The sequence below is a fragment of the Aciduricibacillus chroicocephali genome, assembly GCF_030762805.1.
In the GTDB taxonomy this organism is placed as follows: Bacteria; Bacillota; Bacilli; order Bacillales; family Amphibacillaceae; genus Aciduricibacillus; species Aciduricibacillus chroicocephali.
The window spans coordinates 1,265,515-1,288,891 of sequence record NZ_CP129113.1 but is presented as its reverse complement, the minus strand read 5'-3'; the positions used below and the strand labels follow the sequence as shown (position 1 = coordinate 1,288,891).

The following is a 23,377-nucleotide window of genomic DNA, read 5'->3' as shown; positions in this document are numbered from 1 at the left end:
CACGAAATAAAAAATGGAAAGCACTTTGGAGTGCTTTCCATTATTTTTAAAGAACTCAATATTAAGCCTTAGCGAGTTTGTCACGCAATACCATTTGAAGAATACCGCCATGACGGTAATAATCGAGCTCAACATCACTGTCAAATCGGGCAATTACCTGGAATTCAGTTTTCTTGCCGTCTTCAGATACAGCTTCAACAGTTACAAGATCATGCGGTTTTACGCTCTCATCCACATTTACCTTGAATGTTTCTCTTCCAGTTAGACCGAGCTTTTCAGCATTTTCTCCCTTGACAAACTGCAAAGGAAGTACACCCATCATGACAAGATTAGAACGGTGGATACGCTCATAGCTCTCTGCGATGACTGTCTTAATACCAAGAAGGTTTGTACCTTTGGCTGCCCAGTCACGTGAAGAACCCATGCCGTAATCTTTTCCTGCCATTACGACAAGTCCAGTCTCATCCTGCTGATACTTCATGCAAGCATCATAAATTGGCATAACTTCTTCTGTTGGCCAGTAAGTCGTATAGCCGCCTTCTGTTCCCGGTGCAAGCAAATTGCGGATACGGATATTCGCAAATGTACCACGCATCATTACTTCGTGGTTTCCTCGGCGTGAACCATAGGAGTTGAAATTACGCGGGGATACTCCTTTTTCCTGCAAGTACTTTCCTGCTGGAACGTCCTTACCAATGGCTCCTGCTGGTGAAATATGGTCAGTTGTTACAGAGTCTCCGAACAAACCAACTGCACGCAAGCCTTCCAATGTATTGATCGTTCCTGCTTCTTTAGACAGCCCTTCAAAGAATGGAGGGTTCTGGATATAAGTTGAATTTCTATCCCATTCGAAAAGCGGCTCATCAGTTGTGTCAATTTCATTCCACTTCTCATTGGAGCTGAAGACACTTTCGTACTCTTTACGGAAAATCTCCGGCTGAACAACTTTTTCAACCTGTTCAGTGATCTCCTGCAAGCTAGGCCAAATGTCTTTCATGTAGACTGGCTGACCATCCTTGTCTTTTCCAAGCGGTTCCGTTGTCAAATCAATGTCAACTGTTCCTGCAAGCGCATAAGCGACAACAAGCGGCGGAGAAGCAAGATAATTCGCTTTGACAAGCGGATGTATACGACCTTCAAAGTTACGGTTACCGGAAAGAACCGAAGATACAAGCAAATCATTCTCAATTATTGCTTCTTCAATCTCTTCACGAAGCGGCCCGGAGTTCCCGATACAAGTTGTACAGCCGTAACCGACTAGGTTGAAGCCAAGCTGGTCAAGATAAGACATCAGTCCTGAATCTTCCAGATAACGTGTAACAACTTTAGAACCTGGCGCGAGCGATGTCTTTACATAAGCCGGAACATCAAGGCCTTTTTCTACAGCTTTCTTCGCAAGCAAACCAGCACCAAGCATGACATATGGATTCGATGTATTTGTGCATGAAGTGATCGCCGCAATAGCAAGTGATCCAGTTTTCAGGATTGATGCTTCGCCATTCGGATGTTCAACAGTCACTTCTTTTTCGAATTCAGCTTTATCAAGTCCGAAACCTTGGTTTCCAGACGGAGCTGTCACAGCTTTATTGAACTCTTCTTTCATATTTGAAAGTGCAATCAAATCCTGTGGACGCTTAGGACCAGAAAGATTCGGCTCAAGTTCAGATAGGTTGATTTCAACAACTTCTGTATATTCAGGATCTGGCTGATCCGGTGAATACCATAGATTGTTTTCTTTACAATATTTCTCAACAAGCTGGACCTGTTCTTCGTTTCGACCTGTCAAACGCATGTAGCGTAACGCCTCTTCATCAACTGGGAAGAATCCGCAAGTCGCTCCGTACTCAGGAGCCATGTTGGAAATTGTAGCTCTATCGGCTAGTGGCATGTCAGCAAGTCCCGGACCAAAATACTCAACAAATTTACCTACGACATTTTTATCACGAAGTACCTTCGTTACCTTCAGTGCAAGGTCTGTCGCAGTTGTTCCATTTGGGAAACTTCCTGTGAATTTAACCCCAATAACATCAGGAGATGGGAAATATGATGGCTGTCCAAGCATACCTGCTTCTGCTTCAATACCACCAACACCCCAACCAAGCACACCAATACCATTTATCATTGTTGTATGGGAGTCAGTACCAACAAGTGTATCCGGGAAAGCGACAATATTGCCATCTTTATCTTCATTAGCATGGACAACATTTGCAAGGTATTCGAGGTTTACCTGGTGGACGATCCCTGTAGCCGGGGGAACAGCGCGGTAGTTTTCGAATGCTTTCTGAGCCCAATGCATGAATTCATAGCGCTCTGCATTTCTTTCAAACTCCAGTTCCATATTCACTTTAAGTGCCAAATCAGAACCATACTGGTCAACTTGAACAGAGTGGTCAATTACAAGATCCACCGGAACTTCCGGATTAATCTTATTCGGATCCCCACCAAGATCAAGCATTGCCTTTCTAAGAGACGCAAGGTCAACAACAACTGGCACCCCAGTGAAATCCTGAAGAATTACACGTGACGGCTTGAAAGGAACATCGCCTTTTTCACCTTTACCCCAGTTCGCAAGCCCTTCTACATGCTCTTTTTTAATTACGTGTCCGTCATATTGTCTTAATACAGATTCAAGCAGGACACGAATTGAAAATGGGAGACGTGCGACATTGCCCTTGCCCGCTTCTTCTACGCTTTGCAGACGGTAATAATCATATGTCTTTCCATTCAATTCAAACTTGTCCCTTGAGTTGATAATCGTTTCGGTCATTCATCATTTCTCCTTCCCCTAAGTGTTGCTTCTCTCTTTAAATGTTGCTCATTGTCATGCAATCAGCCGAATAGTCAAAATCGGCAAGATGTCGGAATTTGCTATTTAAATAGAAAAATGATTCCTACATCATTATATAATAAATGAAACCCGGTCATAAAACAATTGTTTCATAACCGGCTACACGCTTACAAAGCTTTTTTTGCTGTATATGTGTCTAAAAAGTTCCATAAAGACGGTCGGAATCATTCAAACTGTTTCGTATTCTTTTCATGAGGAACAATGGGAATTCGTAATTTAAAAGTAGTTCCTTCTTTCTCATTTGGCACAACTTTCATTTCCCCGCCATGCTGGCTCATTAACTGTTTGGTCACCATAAGGCCAAGACCCGTACCATTTTCTTTTGTAGTGAGGAAAGGCTCTCCGAGACGATCTATAATATTTTCTGGCACACCAGGACCGTTGTCAATAAAAGAGATCACAACATGCTTACTTAAAACTTCCAGCTTGATTTCAATAATACCATGATCATGATCGATCGCTTCTATAGCGTTTTTAATTAAATTTAAAAACACTTGTTTTATTTGAGAGCGGTTACAATACACTTTTATTTCATCTTGACTTTGTTTCCATACAATGGAGGCTTTTTTCTTCCTCGCTTCAGGATTGAGAAGCATAGTAACATCATTAAGCATACTTTGCACAGATTCCCATGCTTTTTCATTAACTGGGGGTTTCGAAATAAACAGCAATTCCGAGGTCATAGCTTCCATTTTTTCGATTTCTTCATTCATGATGCGAAAGTATTCTTCTTTATTACCTATTCCAGACTCCAGTAATTGGATGAAACCTTTTAATGAAGTGAGCGGATTGCGTATTTCATGTACTACACTCGCCGCCAGCTGGCTAACTACCGCCAGCTTTTCATTCTTTATGTATAAATCATCAATATCTTCTTTATCATGCAATATTTGCAACAGAGAAATGTAATAGATTTCTCCTTCGCTGATTTGCTTGGATATTGTCCAGAGGAACCATTTGTTCCTCCCATCTCTATGTGGAAGCTTGATTGTGCTGGAAGTAGTCTCACCTGATGAAAGAGACAATACCTTTCTCTCAAAGTACTTAATGTCATTCCTCTTCATCAGTTCGGTCCACTTTAAACCTTTCATTTCCTCATATTTGTACCCTAAATGCCGTTCTACTGAGGAAGTGGTAAATATTAATTCATTAGATGAATTCCATATTAATATCGCTTGAGGACTGTTCCCTTCAATCCATTGATACAGCTCTTTTGGAAGTGTCATGGTAGCCTTAAAAGCAGGCTTGCTATGCGTTTTGGAATTACTCTTGCTTTCTTTGTTGTTCATTTCTGTAATACCATCCACCTTCACGGTTTTCCCCCTTCCGTCCAGGCATATTTCATTCATTGGACTAGCATTGTAATACATATGCTTATCGTTTATAATTAATAACAGAGATTATGAGAGTATTACAAATAATGACAACCATATGTTACTATAATATGACATAAAAATAAATAACATTCGTGTTTAGGTGGTGAACGGGATGGGTGCCGCAACAGACTACTTTTTAGTTTTATGGGGTTTTCTCCTAATTGCCCTAATGGGAATCGGGGGCTTCTTCATGTTCCGTAAATTCCTGAAACAACTGCCCAAGGCCGATGGTTTTTCCCAGATGGACTGGGAAACATACTACATAGACAAAACGAGGCATCTTTGGAGTGCCGAATTGCTTTCATTACTTGACGAACTTGTATCCCCTGTACCGGAATTGTTCAGAGACGTTGCTCGTCGCAAAATCGCCGGAAAAATTGGAGAAGTGGCAATAAAAAAGAAAGCTACAGAAATTACTCAGGATATTTTGATTGAAGGCTATATCGTCGCTACACCAAAAAGAGATCACAAATTCCTTCGTAAAAAAATGGCTCAAAAACAGATTGACCTAACTCCATATGAATATTTATTTCATATATAAAAGACCGGACCCGTATAAGGATCCGGTCTTTTATGATGAAATTCCATGTAAACGCTTTTCAAGCTTTTTATATTTATAAAGCATGGCAAGTCTCCAGCAAACAATCATTCCGAAAGCAAGGAGGAAGAATATACCGCTAGTCTCTCCTACAGAAATATGACTTCCAACAATAAGTTTGATGACTGTTCTGACGATAAGCAAGCCAAATAGTATAAAAACAAAGGCTTTAGAAGGAATGAGATAGATGTGCTCACCTTTTATTTCGAATTTTGATGTACGGATTAGAAATAAAGAGAAAAATGCACCGACGATCACTGCTTCTGCTACTTGAAGCCAAGGAACTCGAAATTCCGGCACCAGAAACATAAACGCTCCTGTACTCATAAATACAGGCGGCAAAATAATTTTTTTAACAGAAGCTGGCCGTTTGGAAGCCTTCAGACGAACAAAAATCATCGTGATGGCCATAAATACGGCAACAATTGTACTTGCAACTATCAACATATTTAAACCACTCTTTTCTTCCGGTTACCTTACTCTCTCTCATTTACATTTAAGATGATCGTGATTGTAACTCCAAGCACTGTCAAATAAACCCCCATGTCAAAAAGCATTGCCGTCGCAAGCTCTATGTCACCAAGCAGCGGAACATGAAAATGCCCAAAAGTATGTGACAAAAATGGTTGGCCGAAGAAAATGCCGCCTGCACTTGTCAAGGCTGCGAGTGCAAGGCCAATTGGAATGAGCGTACGGAAATTTATAGGGAAAATCCGCCTTGCCATTGCTTCTCCATAAGCCATATAAAGTAAGATAAATGCACCTGACGTTACAAGTCCACCGACAAATCCCCCACCAGGCATATTATGCCCAGCAAAAAGAAGATAAACAGCAAATCCAAGCAGGACGAATGCAATAAGTGAAGCCGTCGTCCTTAAAATCAAATCGTTCGTTTTAAACATGAGTTAACCCCTTTTCATGCTTCTTCAATTCATTTTAATACAGTGAATTAACAAAAGCCATCAAAAACCAGTAAAACCAAGCCACGAGGACAGGAATGATGTAAGCTTTGTCATCCAATCAAAGAACAGAGCAACGCCAAAGGCAATCATGACGTAACCACCAATTTTTACAATGCGCATACTGTTTCGGCGAATCCATCCCAGTTTTCCAATGAAGAAAGAAAGGATGAGAAATGGTATCGCAAAGCCTAGCGTGTAACTGATCATCAATATCATGCCAAGTTCAGGGTTCGTTGCCGCCATCGAGATTACAATAAAGAGAATTGGCCCTGTGCATGGTGTCCATCCGGCTGAAAAGGCCATTCCAATAATAAATGATCCGAAATATCCGGCAGGTCTATTCTTAAAATGAACCTTGCGATTTTTCATCAAAAATTCAAAATTAAGTGCTCCTATAAGAATAAGACCAAAGAATACGATGAGCAGTGCACCAAGTTGCCTGATTAAATCTTCGTACTTTGTTAGAAATTCTGCCATGAAGGAGGAACTAAAGCCAAGCACTAGGAATATTGTAGAGAAACCAAGCAGGAACAATATCGTATGTAACAGACTGCGCCGATTCAGACGCTTGTTATCAGCGCTTAGCTCACTTACGCTCATCCCAGTAATATAGGATACAAAAGCTGGGAAAAGTGGCAGCACACATGGTGAGATAAAAGAGAGAAAACCAGCACCAAAAGCAAGAAAAATATTTATCTCGGACATATCATATTTCCCTCCTAAGCAAACAAGTCATTCCTTACCATCTTATCAGAAACAGCGAGGGTATGAACATGTACTTTTGGCGAAGCCGTGACAACCTTCTTAAAAAGCAAACATCCCAATGCCCAAATTTATGGGACAATGAGATGCTATGTTGAATCCTTATTTTTCATCTGAAACGGTTTCTAAGCCAATTGCATCAAAACCTTAATGTGATGAGAATTTAAATAGCTTTTATACATACCATACAAGACATTTAACTGTTAAGTAAACATGAACATAGTTCCAACATGATAACGCTTGCAGTTTTTTACCACTGGCACACCTTGGAGCAATGCAACATCAAACATATTGACCACTAAATTATCACGATAATCATACGCTTTCGTTCAACCCCGTAGATAGTTTACGCAATCCAAGCTCGCGGTTGTAATATCTTTTGGGAATAATAACGCGTATATACAGTCCAATCACCAAAATATAACTGATCGGTGTCACTATTAAAAGGGACAAAAGCTTAACATTTTCAATCTTGATCGACTCTCTTCTTACTCTATAAGGCAAACAAAAAGAGCAACAATGCGGCTGTGATAATTCAAAGAAGCTGGATTACATTTATCCAGTCTCTTTGTTAATTTTTACTGTTCTTCTTTTTACGATTGGCTATTGCACCGAAAACTACCTTGTTCCAATTATCAGCATATACTTTGTTGTTGAACTGATTCTTAATCGTATCGTATGCGGCTTCTCCCATATTTATTGCCTTGTCTGGATTGCAAAACATCTTGATCATTTCCTTTGCAAGCTGATCAATATCATTCTTCTCTATAAGCACACCGTTCTTGCCATTTTCAATCATTTCTCTAGCACCATATCTGATATCATAGCTTATTACAGGAGTAGCATTAGCCATACTTTCTAAAATAGAGAGTGCAAAGCCTTCTGTTTTAGATGTTAAGAGCCCAAACAATGCGCTCTGATATTTCCCCGATGGATCATTGGTATATCCTTTAAGAAATACATTGTTTTCAAGTTCAAGTTCATTAATCAACGTTTGGATACTTTCTTTTTCATTGCCGTTGCCCCAAATATCAAGCTTAGCCTCTGGCAACGATTTAACTACTATCTCAAAAGCTTTTATCATATGATGTATATTCTTTATTTTTGACAACCTAGAGACTACAACTGCCTTGTTCTCATCTTTCTTTACATTAAGTTTGCCAAAGAAATTCTTCTTCAAATTAGACTCAAAAGCATGAGGAATTGCGTATAAATTATCTAACTTTCCAAATCTCTCCTCAATTTCTCGCTTCTGGTGATTAGTGAGAACTACTGCCGCGTCAATCTTGGCTAAGTTGTCCATTCCTAATTGTACGGTTGGAGCTATATCTGAGTCGTTTTCAAATGGCACTGTCAAGTGATTGCTATGTAATCTCCATATTTTAACTGCATCCTTATTACTGATCTTGAGCATCAAAGCATCAGTCATTCTTGAGTCTGAAATGATAACAGGATTATCAGATGATGATATCATTCTTTCAATCCATTTAACCTTAAGTTCATCATCATTTTTATAAGTAGCTTTTATCTTCCCATCGTCGTCGAACCAGTTTACGCGAATTGCCTTTCCTGTTTCTGGATTAACCCATTTAGATAAATAGGCTGTTCCCTTATTGTTGTAAAAGATCATTTGTCTTGGCTTATTGAGAGCAAAATCCATAAAAGATACTTTTCTTATATGCCCATAGTTATCATATATTTCTCTCTTTGTTCTATATCTATGTTCATCAAAATGATCGATAAAATCTAAAGAGTCATCTTGATGGTAGCTTCTATATCTGACATACATACCATTTTCATATACACGATAAGCGTTATAACCATCACGTTTGTCTAGGTATCCTGTTTCCTTTAAATTCAACGGTGTGATTGAATCCTCTTCTATGCCGCAGAGTAAATCGTACATATTATAAAGCTTAACATTAGAATCCAGTTGGCCAAGTGCAATTAGTTCTTCTCTTATTATGTTATAGCGCGTATTAAAATTAAAGGTTAAGAGATGCGTGTTGTACCCATTCTCAACAAATGTCTTAGTTTGGGCGAGAACAGCTTTTGATAGTCCTCCACGGTTTACGTCTAAAGAATTAGTTAAGAAAAATACAGATTGCTCTTTTATATCCATATAATACCTCTTATTTTGTAATTATTTTCATCATTAATTATATTATACCATTTAAGTAAAGAATAAAAATTAATAATTTTAACTGTCTGTTTAAGCTCTACTAGTAAAGGTGTTACTCTCTAAAAGACTACTATTTTAGCCCTTAAGCTTAATTCTTCCTCTGTAAGGCTCTTAAGATATATTTGATTCATTGGCCTAGAAGCATTGAGTAGCTATATACATCATATTCTTCAATTGCATCTGTTAAAAGCACAAAGAAAACCACCCTTCCTGCTTTAGTTTTCACAGGAAAAGTGGTCTCTTTGGTAAGCTTTAGCTGTTACGCTAAGAAAAGTCTCAAACCCTTGATACGAAAGGTTGAATTCTTATTTCTTGTCGTACTGATTGTTCATCGCCCGCATCATCTGATTGATTTTCTTCTGGGACGGTTTCTGACCCATTTGCATCATCATCGTACGAAGCATTGATAAATCAACGTTTTGGAAAAGCAACATCTGCTACTTTTCTGTTGAGATAAATTTAGCATAATCTCCATATGAAGTCTACCTTTTTCATAATTACAGAAGATATATGGTAAATCCTTCATCAATTAAAAAACAAAGCTACTAAGCCCCCATTGCTCTTCTGTAAATCACAATAACAAACCATTTATCAATTAAAAAAAGAACTTTAAATAAGAAAAACATAGGTAGATTTTAGTCATCCTATGTTCTCATTCAAATTATTTTTCTGTTTGGTTTTGCTTTTTCTTCAAATATCCAGCACGTATCTTTTCAAGTTGCTGTTTTTTATCAAATTTAGCATGTGTTTGTTTTTCTTGATATTTTGCCGCTGCCATCTGACTTTTGGTATCCAATTGATATTTCCCCACGTTGATCACCTACTTTTCTTATCTTAAAATAGAATTTATTCAACAAATATAATGTACCTTATTTTATTGAATTAAATCTTTTTACTTTATTAGTGTACTGTCTACCCTTGCATGTGTCAGTAAAAAATTAGTGAAATAATTCATAGCCAAATAGTATTCATTATAATCATCTTTACGACCATAAATTTGCTGATTCATTCTAAAGTCATCATTCAAGTCACTTATTTTAACTATAACAAAAAACCTCTTTTAGTTATTTGCTATAAATAACTAAAAGAGAGTTTAATTTTTGAAATATAAATAGTTGTACGTTAACCATTAATTTAGTTCTCAAGAAACTACGTTAGACATTTACTGCGTTTATAACCTGTTTAGTTTATATTACTGAACAGTCATATTCCCACTCAATAGTAGCAGGTGGCTTAGACGTAATGTCATACACAATGCGGTTAACATGTGCAACGTCATTGATATATCAACATTTAACAGTTTATTTAAAATTATAGCCGAATCAATTTTCCACATTATTTGTTCATTCAATTGTAGCAGGTGAAGGGTAGTTTTTCAACATTATTCAACCTAAGTATTGGATAATAAAACATAAGTAAGATAAGTAGGGAGAATACTAGAAGCAGTAAATCATTTTTGTTAAACCAGATAGTTATTTAATGAAGTAAGAAAAAGCCTCCTCAATTAAAGGAAGACTTAAATGACACTTAACTTATCTACAGGTAAAAAGCCCTTTGTTTTCTTAAAATCCATATTATGAACAAAGTTTACCATTGAATCTGAGCAATCGATCGCTTCAAAATTAAGAGTATTAAGTGTTTCTCTAATAAATTTCACAGAAAGAATTGTAATTATTGATTCTTTACCTGTAGATGTATCAAGTCGTTCATCCACGGCATGGACAACAACAGTTTCAAAAGGTAGAACAGAGAACATATCTCTAGCAATACGAATTGCACAACTACAAACATAATCTTGATAAATATCATAATACTTTGATTTAGTCATATCTTTCACTGAAAGTTTACCAGTTTTAGTTAAAGATTTAACTTGTGTTGGTACTACATTTTTCGAATGGACATTAAATTCAACCTCTAGCATCGCAGGGTCATCAATGAAGAATTCAAAACCACTACCAAATTCTAAAAGATCTTCCAACGGTGAAAGCTCTTCAATAACTCTAAGGTAGGTTTCAACATCTTTATCTAATATTCTGTTAGCAATGTCTATAGTTCTTTGCAACTCTTGAAATTCTTTGTGATCTTCTTCTTTAGCAGTTGTTAACTCTTCACGTAGCTTCTGTTCAGCTTTATTACTAGATTTCATAATTTTCTGCATTAAACTAGGCTTAAAAGAATCTAGCTTATGCTGCGCTTCTATTTCATATTTACCCATTTGATTATTATGATGCGGATGTCTAGAACGACTTATATCTAACCAGTCGAAAGCATCGTCACATTCTTTATGAATTGAATGTATTAGTTCAATTTTATTTTCATACGCTTCAACCTCATATTTTGCTCTCTGTATCTCCTCTTGTTTTGCAATTTCTTTTTGCTGACGAATTAATTGCTGTCTATTATGCTGCGCAGCACTTTTATATCTTCTTCCAGAACTTGATGTACTGGTATAAGAAATACCTGTTCCAGAGATAGCCGCAGTGGTTCTACGTTGTCCTCTTGAATTTACAGAATACCTTAATCCCTTAACGCCTCCACTTATTCCAACACTCTTATTCGAGACATTAATTCTTACACCAGGTGCAACCTTAAAACTCTTTCTAAATCCTAATCCCAATTTATTTCCCCCCTCGCAGTATTAAATTATAACATGCATACAGCATAAATTGTAAAATTTACCCATAAACCATTCAGTGTTTCTAATGTTATATACTACATTGCAAGAGTAAGGAGAGTATCCATCATTTAACTGGCACATTAAATTATCTGACCGATATGTAATCATTAAAAAAAGTGCGGTAAATAGTACTAAAACCAATATTTCATTAATTGTTGTAATCCCCAAAAAAAGCATCTTACCTTTTGGTGATGCTCTTAATAAAGACAGTAACTCGGCAAATTTTGATTGTGTTTTAACCTACCTAAAATCAACTAGTTGCATTTGAATAATTATAGCATCATTAATAGCATTTATTAATTCTGCATCTAAGGTTGTAATTAATTGCATTAATCTTTTTTTACTAATGGTTTTAATTTGCTCGACCAAAACCACACTCGCTCTTTCTTTGTTAAGTAAAAAACCAAGTTCAACATGTGTTGGCAGTTTAGCTTTTGTAATTTGACTTGTAACAGGTACAATCGTCACCATAGGAGAAAATCTATTATTTATATGATTAGACACTATCACTACAGGTCTAATCCCACCTTGCTCAGATTCAATGCCATTACCTAAATTTGCTAAATATACATCTCCCTTATTTACATTAATATCTGAAGACATTTGTTTTGGTTCTTTTTCCATTTCTATTACGGTATCAACTTTGTGTTCCTTACTTTTCCCATAGCCCTTTGAAAGCTGCTCTATAGATTTCATAAAGGTAGTTAGGGATTCAGTATGTTTGTTTTGCGTCCAAGCCATAAACGATATCATTTCTTCTTTTGTCATTTCAATATCAAGAAACTGCAATCTAATTCCAAAGTTCGCAGGACTATTTAATACGTGAATTATTCTCTCTAAATGGAATATATCGACACGATGATCAGTTAGTTGTTCAAGTTTTTTTCTTTCTGTAACCGATATTTCTTGATTCGTAATAAAAATAAAGCCCTCAGCATTATTTTTATCAACCCCTTCTAGATCTTCAGAAAATTTCTTTCTTATTTTAGCAAACGTTTGTTGTCCTCTCGAAAAATAGCATGCGCCAATAAATGTAATTCCTCCTTTGGTGCATTTGAGGTCCTTTGTACCATCTCTTCCACCTAAAGGATGCATAGGGTCAACCGATTCATATCCTTCAGAGCTTAATATACTACCAGAAAGCCTTTCTTCTTCTTCTTGAGATCCAATCCATTCCACTAATGTATATCTAGTATCCCTACTACTATTTTTTCTCGTCATTTATTTATCCCTAACCTCTTTAAGTTTTGATCATTCATAAAATTTAAAAAATATAGTTTGCAACTATAAATCGTTCAAATTTATCTTACTATAACAATTAATAGATTTGGAAAAAATTCGTTTAGTGAGCGTACAGTTGCTCAAAGTGTGTGAAACACTATCACATACCTTTAAAAATGTTTTTATTCAGTGTTCTTGGTAACTTTCTCTATAGATAACTCTATAACTTATGGGACGTGTCGATGTAGCAACCTTGCCCTTCTCCCTACCAAGGACCTTGTGAAAATGTGGAAATCTCCCCCCATCTCATCAACTTAAAAAAGACCCCTTTGTGGAGTCTACTTAGCTAGCTTCATATTCCTTCACTCTAAGATAGATGTAGCCTTAGTCATCTTTAACTTCTTCATTGCTTCAACTGCGGTCATTTCTCCTGCTCTCCATGACTTATAAGCTTCATCAAATTCCAATGTAATAGGTGTTTTAGGTCTTCCTAAATGTTTACCCTGTGCCTTTGCTGATGCTATACCTTTTACTTTAAAGATAATATATATAATAATAAGATTATTAAATAAAGTGGTGGTGTACCGTATTGTTTATAGAAGATGTTCGCACAAAAGTACATTATAATGCTGGCTTGAAAGACATTATAAAATGTAAACAAGGTTACTTTATGTTTACAACCTATACGAGTTCGAAATTAAAAAAAGAAGAAGAATTCCCCATCATCTTAATTAATTTAAAAACTATGGAAATCGTGGATTGCTATAGAGATATTAATTCAGGGATTGATTTTTTAAGAACTGTTTACGACATACAAGAAATTATTGATAATCGACATGCTAAACTTCAAATACTAGATTAATATGTTAACCCAGTACATAAAATAGGTAAATAATCAATTAAAACCAGATTATACCATTAAACATTTAACTGATATAATAAATGAGTCTTGGAATCGAACTTGTCAAGTGCTTGGTGACCAGCAGTAAAATGATACAATTTCTGCTCATTTAATTAACATTCTTTACTTCAAGGTTAGTTTAGATATCATTTGACACAAAGCTTCATACCAACTACAAACTTAGTTACCAATTAGAGAGTATGTCCTCAAAATATTGAACCAATCTATTCATAGAAGCTATATTGTTTTGATACATAACCTGATCTATTTCTTGATCTCCTTCATGTATCACTTTGCTACTCCATGAATATAACTTCTTAGCCATACCTCCTAAATCCTTATCAATTATACGATCAGAAATTAGCTGATTTAGTAGTTTACTGAATGTATAATATCTATCAGTATCACCTTTAAATTTTCTTGTGAATATTTCTCTAATGTACCTTTCTAGCATAAAGCGGTGCTTAAAAATCTCGACTAAAATCTTTTCATCATTAACAAACCTTAATAAATTTAATCTATTTAGATTATCTTCATCACTTTTTTCTTGAGTAGGTTTAATTAAAGGTTCATTTCCACTAGATTTTTCACGCCCAACATTCTTACCATATTTTCTTTTCCAATTTAAAAAATTATCATCAGCTAAATCTAGTAAATTATCAATCTCCGTAACTAACGGCTTTATTACAACATTAATGGTTATGGGAATTATCACTAATGCGAGAAGAACCAGAGTGATAAAGATTATAACTTTTAATGTTCCACTTAAAGTATCAGTCTGAACAAGCACCTTCAACCAACTTGGAAGTACAAATATAAGTATAACTAGTGCTGTAACAAAAATTGAAGAAAAGAACAACTTTACTAATCCTCTAATCCCAAAAGTTTTCTTCTTAATATTCGCACTCTCTTCAAATTCTTCTATAATGTCTTTAACTTCAATCAACATCTGCTCTCTAACATTATTAGCTATGTGTTCATTCTCATAGATTTTAGCATATACCATCTTAGATAAAAGAATGTTATCTTCTCTCATAACACTGTTTTTTAATTGTTTATATCCCTCTAAAAAATATGTTAGATTGATACTCCTAAGAGGTATACCGTTTCCATTACTAAGTGAGTTTCTAACAATTAAATTCACTAGTTCTTCAGTTAGCCTCATAGTCTCTTTTGTTTTTTCTTGAAGTTTACCTCTCTCTTGATAAATGAATACTGTTATAGTAATTATCAAACCTAATATCGATATTAATGATCCAAATTCTGATTCACCTATTACCTCTGATAATTTTATACTCTCCTGTAGACTAGCTTCCATAACGTTCTCCCTTAGTACTTAATTGTTTGAATTCCGAATATAAATTATCTCTATGCCACTTCATATAGTCTTGCTGATTATTATTCATTTTGATTTTTATATTTTCATTAATATTCAGAAAAATTTTGGTTCTCTTATCTAAACTACTAGAAACCAAAATTACCCCATCTTCATCAAAACTAATATAACCCTTATCAAACAACGTATCATGATTAGGACAAAGTAGTAACCCATTATTGGCATCTAACCGCTCTCGATTATTAGATTGACTCCAGGGCTTGATATGACTAGCTATTAAAAATCGTTCATCTGTAACGCTACATAAGCTGCATTTCTTTTCAATATTTATAAGGGATTTCTTAAACGTTGATTGACCTATTCTAGACTTAATGACTCGTTCTTTTTCAGTCTCGGTTATTTCAATTTGCTCTGGTGCAGCTTTGACAATTGATTCTACTTCAATATATACGTCAGTCGAGGACCTATCCTCTATATCTAGTTCTCTATTCTCTTTTTGTTCATACCTTTGAAGAGATTGAATAACCAAACTAAAGTCAGTAACCTGATGTTCTAACAGTTTTATTGCTTCATTTATGCTCAGGTTATCAAAGATTCCTTTATGTTTATCCTTTAATCCAATGTAATGTAATATTCCCATTGCTTGATAGCCACGACTTTCATCAGAATTCAAACCTATAACATGCTCATCAAGCCAACGGTGTGTTTTAGAATTAAAAAGAGATTCATAAACAACTATATCTTTTATAGCGTCATAATAAAGATCATATTCCCTTGAACGGCTGACGGGTTCAAGTGGTGGCACTCTAATTAATATTCTTTTATCTTCTGTACCTTCATCAAGTACATATCTAATATTTTTACTTAAAAGAAGTCGATAAAATAATTCACATTGTTTTACATTCAACTTTTGAAGTGACTGATTAAACCCTTTAAAATGAGCCCAAATATTCTTTATTTCCTCAGAATTAATAGGAGTAAAAATAGCTATTGATGAAGGATTAAAATAGTATGCTCCTCTATATCCTCCCTCAAATTTCCCTTCATTTTCATACAGTATTTTTTCTTCAAGAATTGCAGAAGCAATCACATGCTTTTTATATTGAAATAAAACTAGCGTACCAGAATCTGCCTTCATTCCTTTCTTAAAGTTATATTTCCTAAAAGGCAATTCATTTACAAACCATTCTTGCAAATCTGCTATAGTTTTTGCTGTAAATTCTGGATCATCTTCTGACATGGGCAATAGTCTAATAGCAGGTACTTCTAATTTAAAATCAATTTCCCCTTTTTCATCTTCTATTTCATTAGAATTATTTTCAACTATGATAAAGCCTATATTATTGAGGAATCTATTAGTTTCATCACCACCACTGAAATTAGTAGGAGGATATTCTTCACCATTAGCGAATATGTTAGCTATTGAAATAACGTATTTAGGTGGATAATATTTACCCTCATAACAAAGATTGAACCTCGTTGACTTCCTTCGCTCTGGTACTTCTTCTCCCTCAATCTTTTGCATCGCTTGTATTATATGTTCTCTTTTTATATTTTTCGGTATCGTCACTTGATTAGCACCTCTATATTTTGATAAATCATCATTTTCCTTTGTATTTAATGATTAAAAATGTAATTACTCACCTAATGTTTGTCCTTGAAGAAACAAAATTACAGATAATCCTCTTTCTTCTACATTCAATATAGCTTGTTGTAGCAAATAATAAAAGACGAGTTTTAATAATTTAGGTACACTTACTTTTATCTTGCACATATGTTCATTCATCCGAAAATTATAAAAAAAGAGATAACCCAAATCTGAGCTACCTCATAGTACACATAGTTATTATAAAACACCCCCCAATAGTTTCTCGATATTATCTGCAACTGTTTTATTATCCCGTTTTTCTTTTTTCAATGCTGCTTTATAGTCAAATTGAGGTGAAATAGATTCATTCATAAACCTCTCTTGTGATTCTTTCTCATTCTTCAATTGACGCTGTGCATCCTCTAGGTTACCATCTTTCAAGCGGCTTAACATAAACCCAGTTGTACCTTGAGATAAACTTTCAATATTCACACCGTTCATGGCATTATGAATTGCTTTGACAACCGTTTTTGCCCCATACCTGTCCTCTAATTGGTTGAGCTTTCTGGCAGAATTATTATTGTGTTCACCTTCGTAATGAGTAAACCATTTTTCAATTTTAGCATTTGCAATGAACGCACTTTGACTAAACTCTTTATGCTTTACCTCTGAATGTTTCTTTTTTGGTTTAGCTATCTTATCTGATACAGCAGGAGTGTCAGCAGGAAAATAAACCTTTAACACCTCAGCTCTAAGATAGTAATGGTTTACGTTCTTCTCTTTACCGCCTTCTTTATACGATCTTTTAACTGTCATTAATCCTTTTCGTTCCAATACTTGAATATGACTCTTAACGCTTCTTTCTGATTGCCCTGTAATGTTTGCAATTTTTGAGATCGGCGGATAAGCGTATACATGGCCTTGTTCATCTTTCGTATTTGATAGAATACTCATATTTGTAAACGAAACCAATGCACCGTATACAAGCGTTTCGCCGACCTTCAATTCATAATCATCCATTAAATTCACATTAAATTTAATAAATCCTATTTTACTATTTTTCATCGTAACTTCCTCAAATCTTTATATTTTATTTGAGTCATAACGAATGTCTTTATTTAGTCTTATTCCCCTGTTTGCAATAGAGAGATAGAATAGAAGGGAGCGGAGCGACTAAGAGCGCAAGCGACCCTGTTTATTTATGCTCTTATATTATCCTCTAATGCTTTCTCTTATATTGGGCAAATTTCGCACTACTATTTTACATTTTTTGCACTACCCTAGTGCAATATTTTCATTAGGGTAATGCTAAATATGCACTATCACTATATTAGTGTCTGAAATCGGCACTAGATTTTCACTAAGGTATACGGCTCTTTACCAATCATACCTGTTTTTGTTATAAAATTACATTGAGCAATTGGTTTAGCATATTCTTGTAATAGCATTGGTCCTAATATCTTACTTGATATGGATTCAATAACTTCTATTAGGATTCTTGTCCCTTTAGCAATATTGCAAGCCTTTACACAATACCCAAGCATTATCTTCAATACTAGCTGCATTAGGCTTAGAGATATTTTACGGTAGTTTATGGTCTATCTGTAATTCACAACTACTGTAGCAGATTTGACAGAATGAACCGTACTTATCGAAGGTTGCTTGCTTTTGCTCCTTAGTGAAATCACCATCATTTGCTCTACGTTTTTTCTCGGTTAATATTACATTCCCTACAAGCACTGGTAAGTTTGTCTGTTTTATTACTACCTTCACTAAAGTTTTCTATATATTCAAACTCTTTCATTTACTACATTGTTTAAACACTGATGTTTGAAGCTTGTACTCTCGACAATGTATCATTGCCCGACACTACGTTTTTCAGCAACTTCATCACCCCACTTTCTAAAATTGGATTTTGGAATTGTGTTGTTTTAGAATACTTGTTTTGTTCTAGATATGCTTAATGAAACCAGGGCTCAATCATCATCATCCTTAGATTATTTGACACTCGTTTCATATTCTTCAATTCGATCAAATTTATTAAATTCATTAAACGCCTTTTCAGACAACTGCCGCTCAGACAAACGTTTAGCAAATGTTCGGAATGTATACCATTGTTTATCCGTTGTACGCTTAAATTTGGTATAACGTCCTTCTGTAAGACTCAGTGCGAGTAATTCCTCAGCAGAATGCATTTCAAATTCATATACCAAGTGATGAAGAGTAGCGCCCTCAATATCAGTAGTTTTGAATTGGATTTTATACGAATTGTTAACTTTTTCCATTGTTTTCTACTGCGTTATAAGCCCGCATGGCTATTAATTTTCAACTGCTAGACTGGGACTAAATTCATTCCTTAAAACAACACAAAAAAGGAGTGAATTTACATGCGATCCACCCCATTAGAAAACACACTTAATTCTGTCTAATATAGGCATAATTAACCTATCCTATGGCCAATACATAGGATTACAGAAATATATAGTGTGCCTCTAAAGAGGCGGTTGCATGTAAATTCAACTCCTTCATAGTTTGCTTTTATAAGATTAATTAAATTTCTGATATTTGTTGAGAAAATTATAGCACTTTAATATTGGAAATATAATATATTTCTATCAGAAATATAATCAATAATCAGTTGATATAAAAAATGATATACCAGACACGTTTCGAGAATTACTTTAAAAACACTCATTATTTAGGTGTTTTCAATGGTTAAAAAACAGAAAATATCCTTCTCGTATCGAAATATTTAGTAATATATTTGCGTGGATAGAGGTGCTAACCTATACCTCTATTACACGTGTAATGAGGTTATACAATTCATTGCTCACTTGTTTGAAAAGAAGAAGCATTCTATTTAGATACCCTATATTGGGGATCATCTAATTTTGAGCTTAGCCCTATGGAGGTATCCTCATCCATGATGGGTACCGTTTTTCTAAGTGTTCCAGAAGAACAATTACACATGAAAATCTACACTAACTCAGATTGCTTATAGACAGGTTTATGAAGACAAAAAAGTAACCATGCCCTGTTCAGTGGAATGAGATAGAGGCATGGTTACTTTCACTTCTATTGAATTAACTGGTCACCACATAACCTGTGGTTGTGACGGAAAAACTCTTAGTGTTACAGCACTAGGAGTTTTCATTATAATATTACCATTTTAATAATTAAAAATACACATATAACACCTAGATGGTTATATATCCCTCCTACTTAACATCTTCATTATTAAGAAAACGTATCATCACTTCCCTTAAGATCTACAGCACCCTTTTCTCATTATCCATATCTCTAATCCATCATCCATTATGGGTAAAACCGTCGTATCCGTTTCTACGTTCCACTTTCTTTTTCTAGCTCTTCAAATTCATCAAGGGACTACTAGAATTAGCTTTTAATCCCAATTGAGTATCTGTAAGGCTTTCCAAATATCTTTGGGTAGTTGAGATATCAGAATGTCCCAAAAGCCTGCTAAGGCTATATAAATCAATCCCTTCTTCTAGTGCCTTAACTGCATAGAAATGTCTGAATTTATGGGGATGAGCATTTTTAATATTTGTTCGCTTCCCAGCTTCAATTACAAGGTTATAAACCCCCGGGTGTGATAGCGGTTCTCCACGATAATTAAGAAAGTAGTTATCGGCATATTTTATTTGAGCTTCATCTTTGAAGTGAAGTGTTTTAATACGTTCATATTTGATTAGAATCTTTTTAAGAGCAGGGCTGATAAAGACAACTCTTTCTTTATTGCCTTTGCCATTAACTAAGATTTCAAGTTGTTTTACATTCTTCTCTTTAATCCCTCTAATTTCCATTGCTCTAAGACCACAGTCCGCCATCATTGCAATAATAGCTTTATTTCTTGCTTCTAGATAACTAGAGTAATTAAAACACATAATTAACCTATTTACGTCTTGAGATGTGAAACCTTCAAGCTTCTTCCGAGGAACTTTAGGCAAAGCGACTTTGTTCATAGGATTCTCTGCTATATACTCTTCTGAAACACACCAATTGAAAAATGCAATAATTTGCTTTGCCGTTGAAACAATTGATTGTGGCTTTAATCCCTTTTGCCTCTTTAATCGTACATAGGCTTCTAAATCATAGCGTGTAATGTTCTCCAGTTCTTTAACCCCACGCTTTTCGATTATAAATTTTAAAAATTGCTTGTACTCTTGGCGCTTATTTTTCATTGTCTTAGGGGTATAATTCCTAGCCATGCAATGATAATCGTATTCGCCTAATCCATCTTCTAAAAGCACAAAAAAACCACCCTTCTGCTTAATCTTTCAACAGAAAAGTGGCTTTTGAGTAAAATCAACCATTAGAATAACCCCACAAGAGCTAAAAACTCTAGAAGGCTTAAGCTATACGGTTTTTGCTTGTCCAAAACGCAGTTCAAATCCTTACTTCTTGTCGAACTGATTGTTCATCGACCGCATCATCTGATTGATTTTCTTCTGAGACGGTTTCTGACCCATTTGCATCATCATCGTACGAAGCATTTGTTCATTGATTGGCGGGTTCTTTTTCAAATAGGTAAGCATGTATTTTCTCGCCAGGAAAAAACCAAGTACAGTACCCAATAGCAATGCAACAATCGCAATGATTACTATCCAGAATGTTGCCAAAACATTTCCTCCTTCAATAGCTCACGAAGCGTTTAAGCGGAGCCGTCATTCGATTCGTCTGCGCAAAATCCAAATTGAAAAATGCGCTCAGTTGAAATCCATTATGATTGCAATGGCGTTTTTTTTGCACAACGAAATTCTATCTGTTTTACAGTTGAATGTAAAGTATTAGTTCTTTTCACCAGTCAAAAGATTTAGTTAGGAAAAGAAGAGGATGGGCCTTCAGGCGCCATCCTTTTTGACTGCCATTATTTAAGCAAGTCTTCTACATGCTTTACTACATTTTCCACTGTGAAGCCAAATTCCTCTATCAATTTATTGCCGTTAGCTGAAGCGCCGAAAGTATCAATGCCGATAATTGCACCTTCACTTCCTGTATAACGAGCCCATCCAAATGTAGATGCCATTTCGATAGCAACACGCTTTGTCACCTGTTTCGGCAAAACAGTGTTTTTGTACTCTTCACTTTGTTCGTTAAAGCGATCCCAAGAAGGCATACTTACAACGCGGACATCAACGTCTTTTTCACGAAGCGCATTCTGGGCACTGATTGCCAGCTGAACTTCTGAACCAGTAGCAATAAGAATTGCATCCGGCTGCTCCTTCGTGCTTTCACTAATAATATAAGCACCTTTCTTCACGCCTTCATAAGCATGTTCCTTCGTGTTTTCCAACGTAGGTAATCCTTGACGTGTAAGAACAAGAGCAGTCGGTTTGTCCTTCGACTCAACAGCAAGACGCCAAGCTGCAGCTGTTTCATTGCCATCTGCTGGTCGTATAACCGAAAGTCCAGGCATTGCACGGAAAGCTGCAAGATGTTCAATTGGCTCATGTGTCGGTCCATCTTCTCCAACTGCAATGGAATCATGTGTAAATACATATGTTACAGGCATTTTCATAAGTGCGGACAATCGAACTGCCGGACGAAGATAATCACTGAATACGAAGAATGTTCCAGCAAATACTTTTAAGCCGCCATGAAGAGCCATTCCGTTAAGTGCAGCAGCCATGGCAAATTCACGAACACCAAACCAAATATTACGGCCAGCATAGTTAATTCTTGAGAAGTCAGAAGCACTATTAATTGTTGTTTTATTTGAACCTGCAAGGTCCGCGCTTCCTCCAAAGAATGAAGGTACGGCTTCAGCGATTACATTTAGAACTTCACCTGAAGAAGCCCGTGTTGCTAGCTTGTCTTTTCCTGCTTCATACACAGGGATATTCTTTTCGTAGCCTTCAGGCAATTCACCTTTAATAGCCTGTTCAAACTCCTCGGCTAGCTCTGGGAAGGCCTCCTTATAAGTAGCAAATAGTTCATTCCACTCATTATCAGCTTTAGCACCAGGTGTTGCGATTTTGTTTGCAAAATCGTCATAAACCTCTTGCGGCACTTCAAATTCTCCATGCGACCATTTGTAGTATTCTTTTGTTAGAAGTACTTCATCAGTTCCTAATGGAGCACCATGACTTGTAGCAGAAGCAGATTTATTAGGCGAACCATAGCCGATAATCGTTTTGATTTCAATCAAAGTTGGTTGTGTCGTATTTGCTTTTGCTTCTTTAATCGCAGAACGGATCGCATCGATATCATTCCCGTCTTCAACCCGGATAACTTGCCATCCATAAGCCTTAAAACGATCTTCAGTTTCATCAGAGAATGAACGATTAAGGTCTCCATCCAGTGAAATGTCGTTTGAGTCATACAATGCGATAAGTTTGCCGAGGCCAAGATGTCCTGCAAGGGAAGCAGTCTCATGAGAGATTCCTTCCATGAGATCTCCGTCACTTACTAATGCATATGTATAGTGGTCCACAATATTGAAATTCTCTTTATTATATTTTGCACCAAGATGCGCTTCAGCCATCGCCATACCAACTGCCATAGCAATTCCCTGGCCAAGTGGCCCGGTAGTTGCTTCAACACCATCAGTATGATGAACTTCCGGATGCCCAGGTGTTTTGGAATCCCACTGACGGAAGTTTTTCAAATCATCAAGAGATACACCGTATCCGGACAAATGCAGGAGTGAATATAGCAGCATTGAACCATGACCCGCTGATAGGATAAAACGGTCACGATCGAACCACTTAGAGTTTTTTGGGTTGTGGTTCATGAAGTCAGTCCAAAGTGTATAGGCCATCGGTGCTGCACCCATTGGCAGACCTGGATGGCCTGAATTTGCCTTCTCAATCGCATCAATAGAAAGTGTGCGAATCGTATTAATCGATAATTGCTCAATAGTTGCTGACATGTGTTTGCCTCCTGTTTTCTTATAATCCTATTCT

At 36.0% G+C, this 23,377-nt stretch carries 18 protein-coding genes and 2 pseudogenes; 2 read left to right on the top strand and 18 right to left on the bottom strand.

Going from position 1 to position 23,377, the window contains the following annotated elements; genetic code table 11:
• Window positions 1–61 precede the first annotated feature (61 nt).
• Window positions 62–2,767: an aconitate hydratase AcnA gene (gene acnA, locus QR721_RS06710; protein ID WP_348029672.1), complete on the bottom strand. Its 2,706-nt coding sequence runs from the start codon at window positions 2,765–2,767 to the stop codon at window positions 62–64.
• 245 nt (window positions 2,768–3,012) lie between these two features.
• Window positions 3,013–4,161, bottom strand: a complete 1,149-nt coding sequence (locus QR721_RS06705) for a sensor histidine kinase (protein ID WP_348029671.1) — start codon at window positions 4,159–4,161, stop codon at window positions 3,013–3,015.
• Window positions 4,162–4,336: 175 nt separating this feature from the next.
• Here QR721_RS06705 and QR721_RS06700 point away from each other — a divergent pair, with 175 nt between their 5' ends.
• A complete protein-coding gene (locus QR721_RS06700) occupies window positions 4,337–4,765 on the top strand; it encodes a DUF2621 family protein (protein WP_348029670.1) in 429 nt (142 codons plus the stop codon).
• Window positions 4,766–4,795: 30 nt separating this feature from the next.
• On the opposite strand, the gene QR721_RS06695 is transcribed toward QR721_RS06700, so the two are convergent.
• The 9 genes and pseudogenes from QR721_RS06695 to QR721_RS06655 form a co-directional block, all read right to left on the bottom strand.
• Window positions 4,796–5,269 (bottom strand): CcdC family protein, encoded by a 474-nt coding sequence (locus QR721_RS06695; RefSeq protein WP_348029669.1) that lies wholly within the window; start codon window positions 5,267–5,269, stop codon window positions 4,796–4,798.
• A gap of 29 nt (window positions 5,270–5,298) precedes the next feature.
• On the bottom strand, window positions 5,299–5,724 hold the full coding sequence (locus tag QR721_RS06690) for a Na(+)/H(+) antiporter subunit B (protein WP_348029668.1): 426 nt from the start codon (window positions 5,722–5,724) through the stop codon (window positions 5,299–5,301).
• A 60-nt stretch (window positions 5,725–5,784) separates the two neighbouring features.
• Window positions 5,785–6,489, bottom strand: a complete 705-nt coding sequence (locus QR721_RS06685) for a cytochrome c biogenesis CcdA family protein (protein WP_348029667.1) — start codon at window positions 6,487–6,489, stop codon at window positions 5,785–5,787.
• A gap of 628 nt (window positions 6,490–7,117) precedes the next feature.
• On the bottom strand, window positions 7,118–8,668 hold the full coding sequence (locus QR721_RS06680; protein ID WP_348029666.1) for a glycosyltransferase: 1,551 nt from the start codon (window positions 8,666–8,668) through the stop codon (window positions 7,118–7,120).
• Between the two features lie 365 nt (window positions 8,669–9,033).
• Window positions 9,034–9,144, bottom strand: a pseudogene (locus QR721_RS06675) (YneF family protein); the annotation flags it as partial.
• Between the two features lie 245 nt (window positions 9,145–9,389).
• Window positions 9,390–9,539 carry a hypothetical protein gene (locus QR721_RS06670; protein WP_348029665.1) on the bottom strand — a complete coding sequence of 50 codons (150 nt, stop codon included), beginning with the start codon at window positions 9,537–9,539 and terminating at the stop codon, window positions 9,390–9,392.
• A 376-nt stretch (window positions 9,540–9,915) separates the two neighbouring features.
• A pseudogene (locus QR721_RS06665) lies at window positions 9,916–10,011 on the bottom strand (GMP synthase (glutamine-hydrolyzing)); the annotation flags it as partial.
• 233 nt (window positions 10,012–10,244) lie between these two features.
• Window positions 10,245–11,345, bottom strand: coding sequence for a DUF4236 domain-containing protein (locus QR721_RS06660; RefSeq protein ID WP_348029664.1), 1,101 nt, complete (start codon window positions 11,343–11,345; stop codon window positions 10,245–10,247).
• 300 nt (window positions 11,346–11,645) lie between these two features.
• Window positions 11,646–12,008, bottom strand: a complete 363-nt coding sequence (locus QR721_RS06655; RefSeq protein ID WP_431189536.1) for a type II toxin-antitoxin system PemK/MazF family toxin — start codon at window positions 12,006–12,008, stop codon at window positions 11,646–11,648.
• 1,207 nt (window positions 12,009–13,215) lie between these two features.
• On the opposite strand from QR721_RS06655, the gene QR721_RS06645 reads away from it, so the two are divergent.
• Window positions 13,216–13,488, top strand: coding sequence for a hypothetical protein (locus QR721_RS06645; protein WP_348029663.1), 273 nt, complete (start codon window positions 13,216–13,218; stop codon window positions 13,486–13,488).
• A gap of 223 nt (window positions 13,489–13,711) precedes the next feature.
• Here QR721_RS06645 and QR721_RS06640 read toward each other — a convergent pair whose 3' ends face one another.
• From QR721_RS06640 to tkt, 7 genes are all read right to left on the bottom strand, one after another.
• Entirely contained in the window at window positions 13,712–14,845 is a 1,134-nt protein-coding gene (locus tag QR721_RS06640) for a hypothetical protein (RefSeq protein ID WP_348029662.1), read from the bottom strand.
• Window positions 14,835–16,433: an HNH endonuclease gene (locus tag QR721_RS06635; protein WP_348029661.1), complete on the bottom strand. Its 1,599-nt coding sequence runs from the start codon at window positions 16,431–16,433 to the stop codon at window positions 14,835–14,837. Before QR721_RS06635 ends, QR721_RS06640 begins: the two co-directional genes overlap by 11 nt.
• Window positions 16,434–16,709: 276 nt before the next feature.
• Window positions 16,710–17,516 carry a helix-turn-helix domain-containing protein gene (locus tag QR721_RS06630; RefSeq protein ID WP_348029660.1) on the bottom strand — a complete coding sequence of 269 codons (807 nt, stop codon included), beginning with the start codon at window positions 17,514–17,516 and terminating at the stop codon, window positions 16,710–16,712.
• Between the two features lie 932 nt (window positions 17,517–18,448).
• Window positions 18,449–18,736 carry a hypothetical protein gene (locus tag QR721_RS06625; protein WP_348029659.1) on the bottom strand — a complete coding sequence of 96 codons (288 nt, stop codon included), beginning with the start codon at window positions 18,734–18,736 and terminating at the stop codon, window positions 18,449–18,451.
• Window positions 18,737–19,813: 1,077 nt separating this feature from the next.
• The gene (locus QR721_RS06620) at window positions 19,814–20,722 is read right to left on the bottom strand and encodes a tyrosine-type recombinase/integrase (protein WP_348029658.1); all 909 of its coding nucleotides are present in this window, start codon (window positions 20,720–20,722) and stop codon (window positions 19,814–19,816) included.
• Between the two features lie 144 nt (window positions 20,723–20,866).
• On the bottom strand, window positions 20,867–21,091 hold the full coding sequence (locus QR721_RS06615) for a YneF family protein (RefSeq protein WP_348029657.1): 225 nt from the start codon (window positions 21,089–21,091) through the stop codon (window positions 20,867–20,869).
• Between the two features lie 248 nt (window positions 21,092–21,339).
• Entirely contained in the window at window positions 21,340–23,343 is a 2,004-nt protein-coding gene (tkt, locus tag QR721_RS06610) for a transketolase (RefSeq protein WP_348029656.1), read from the bottom strand.
• Between the last annotated feature and the right edge of the window lie 34 nt (window positions 23,344–23,377).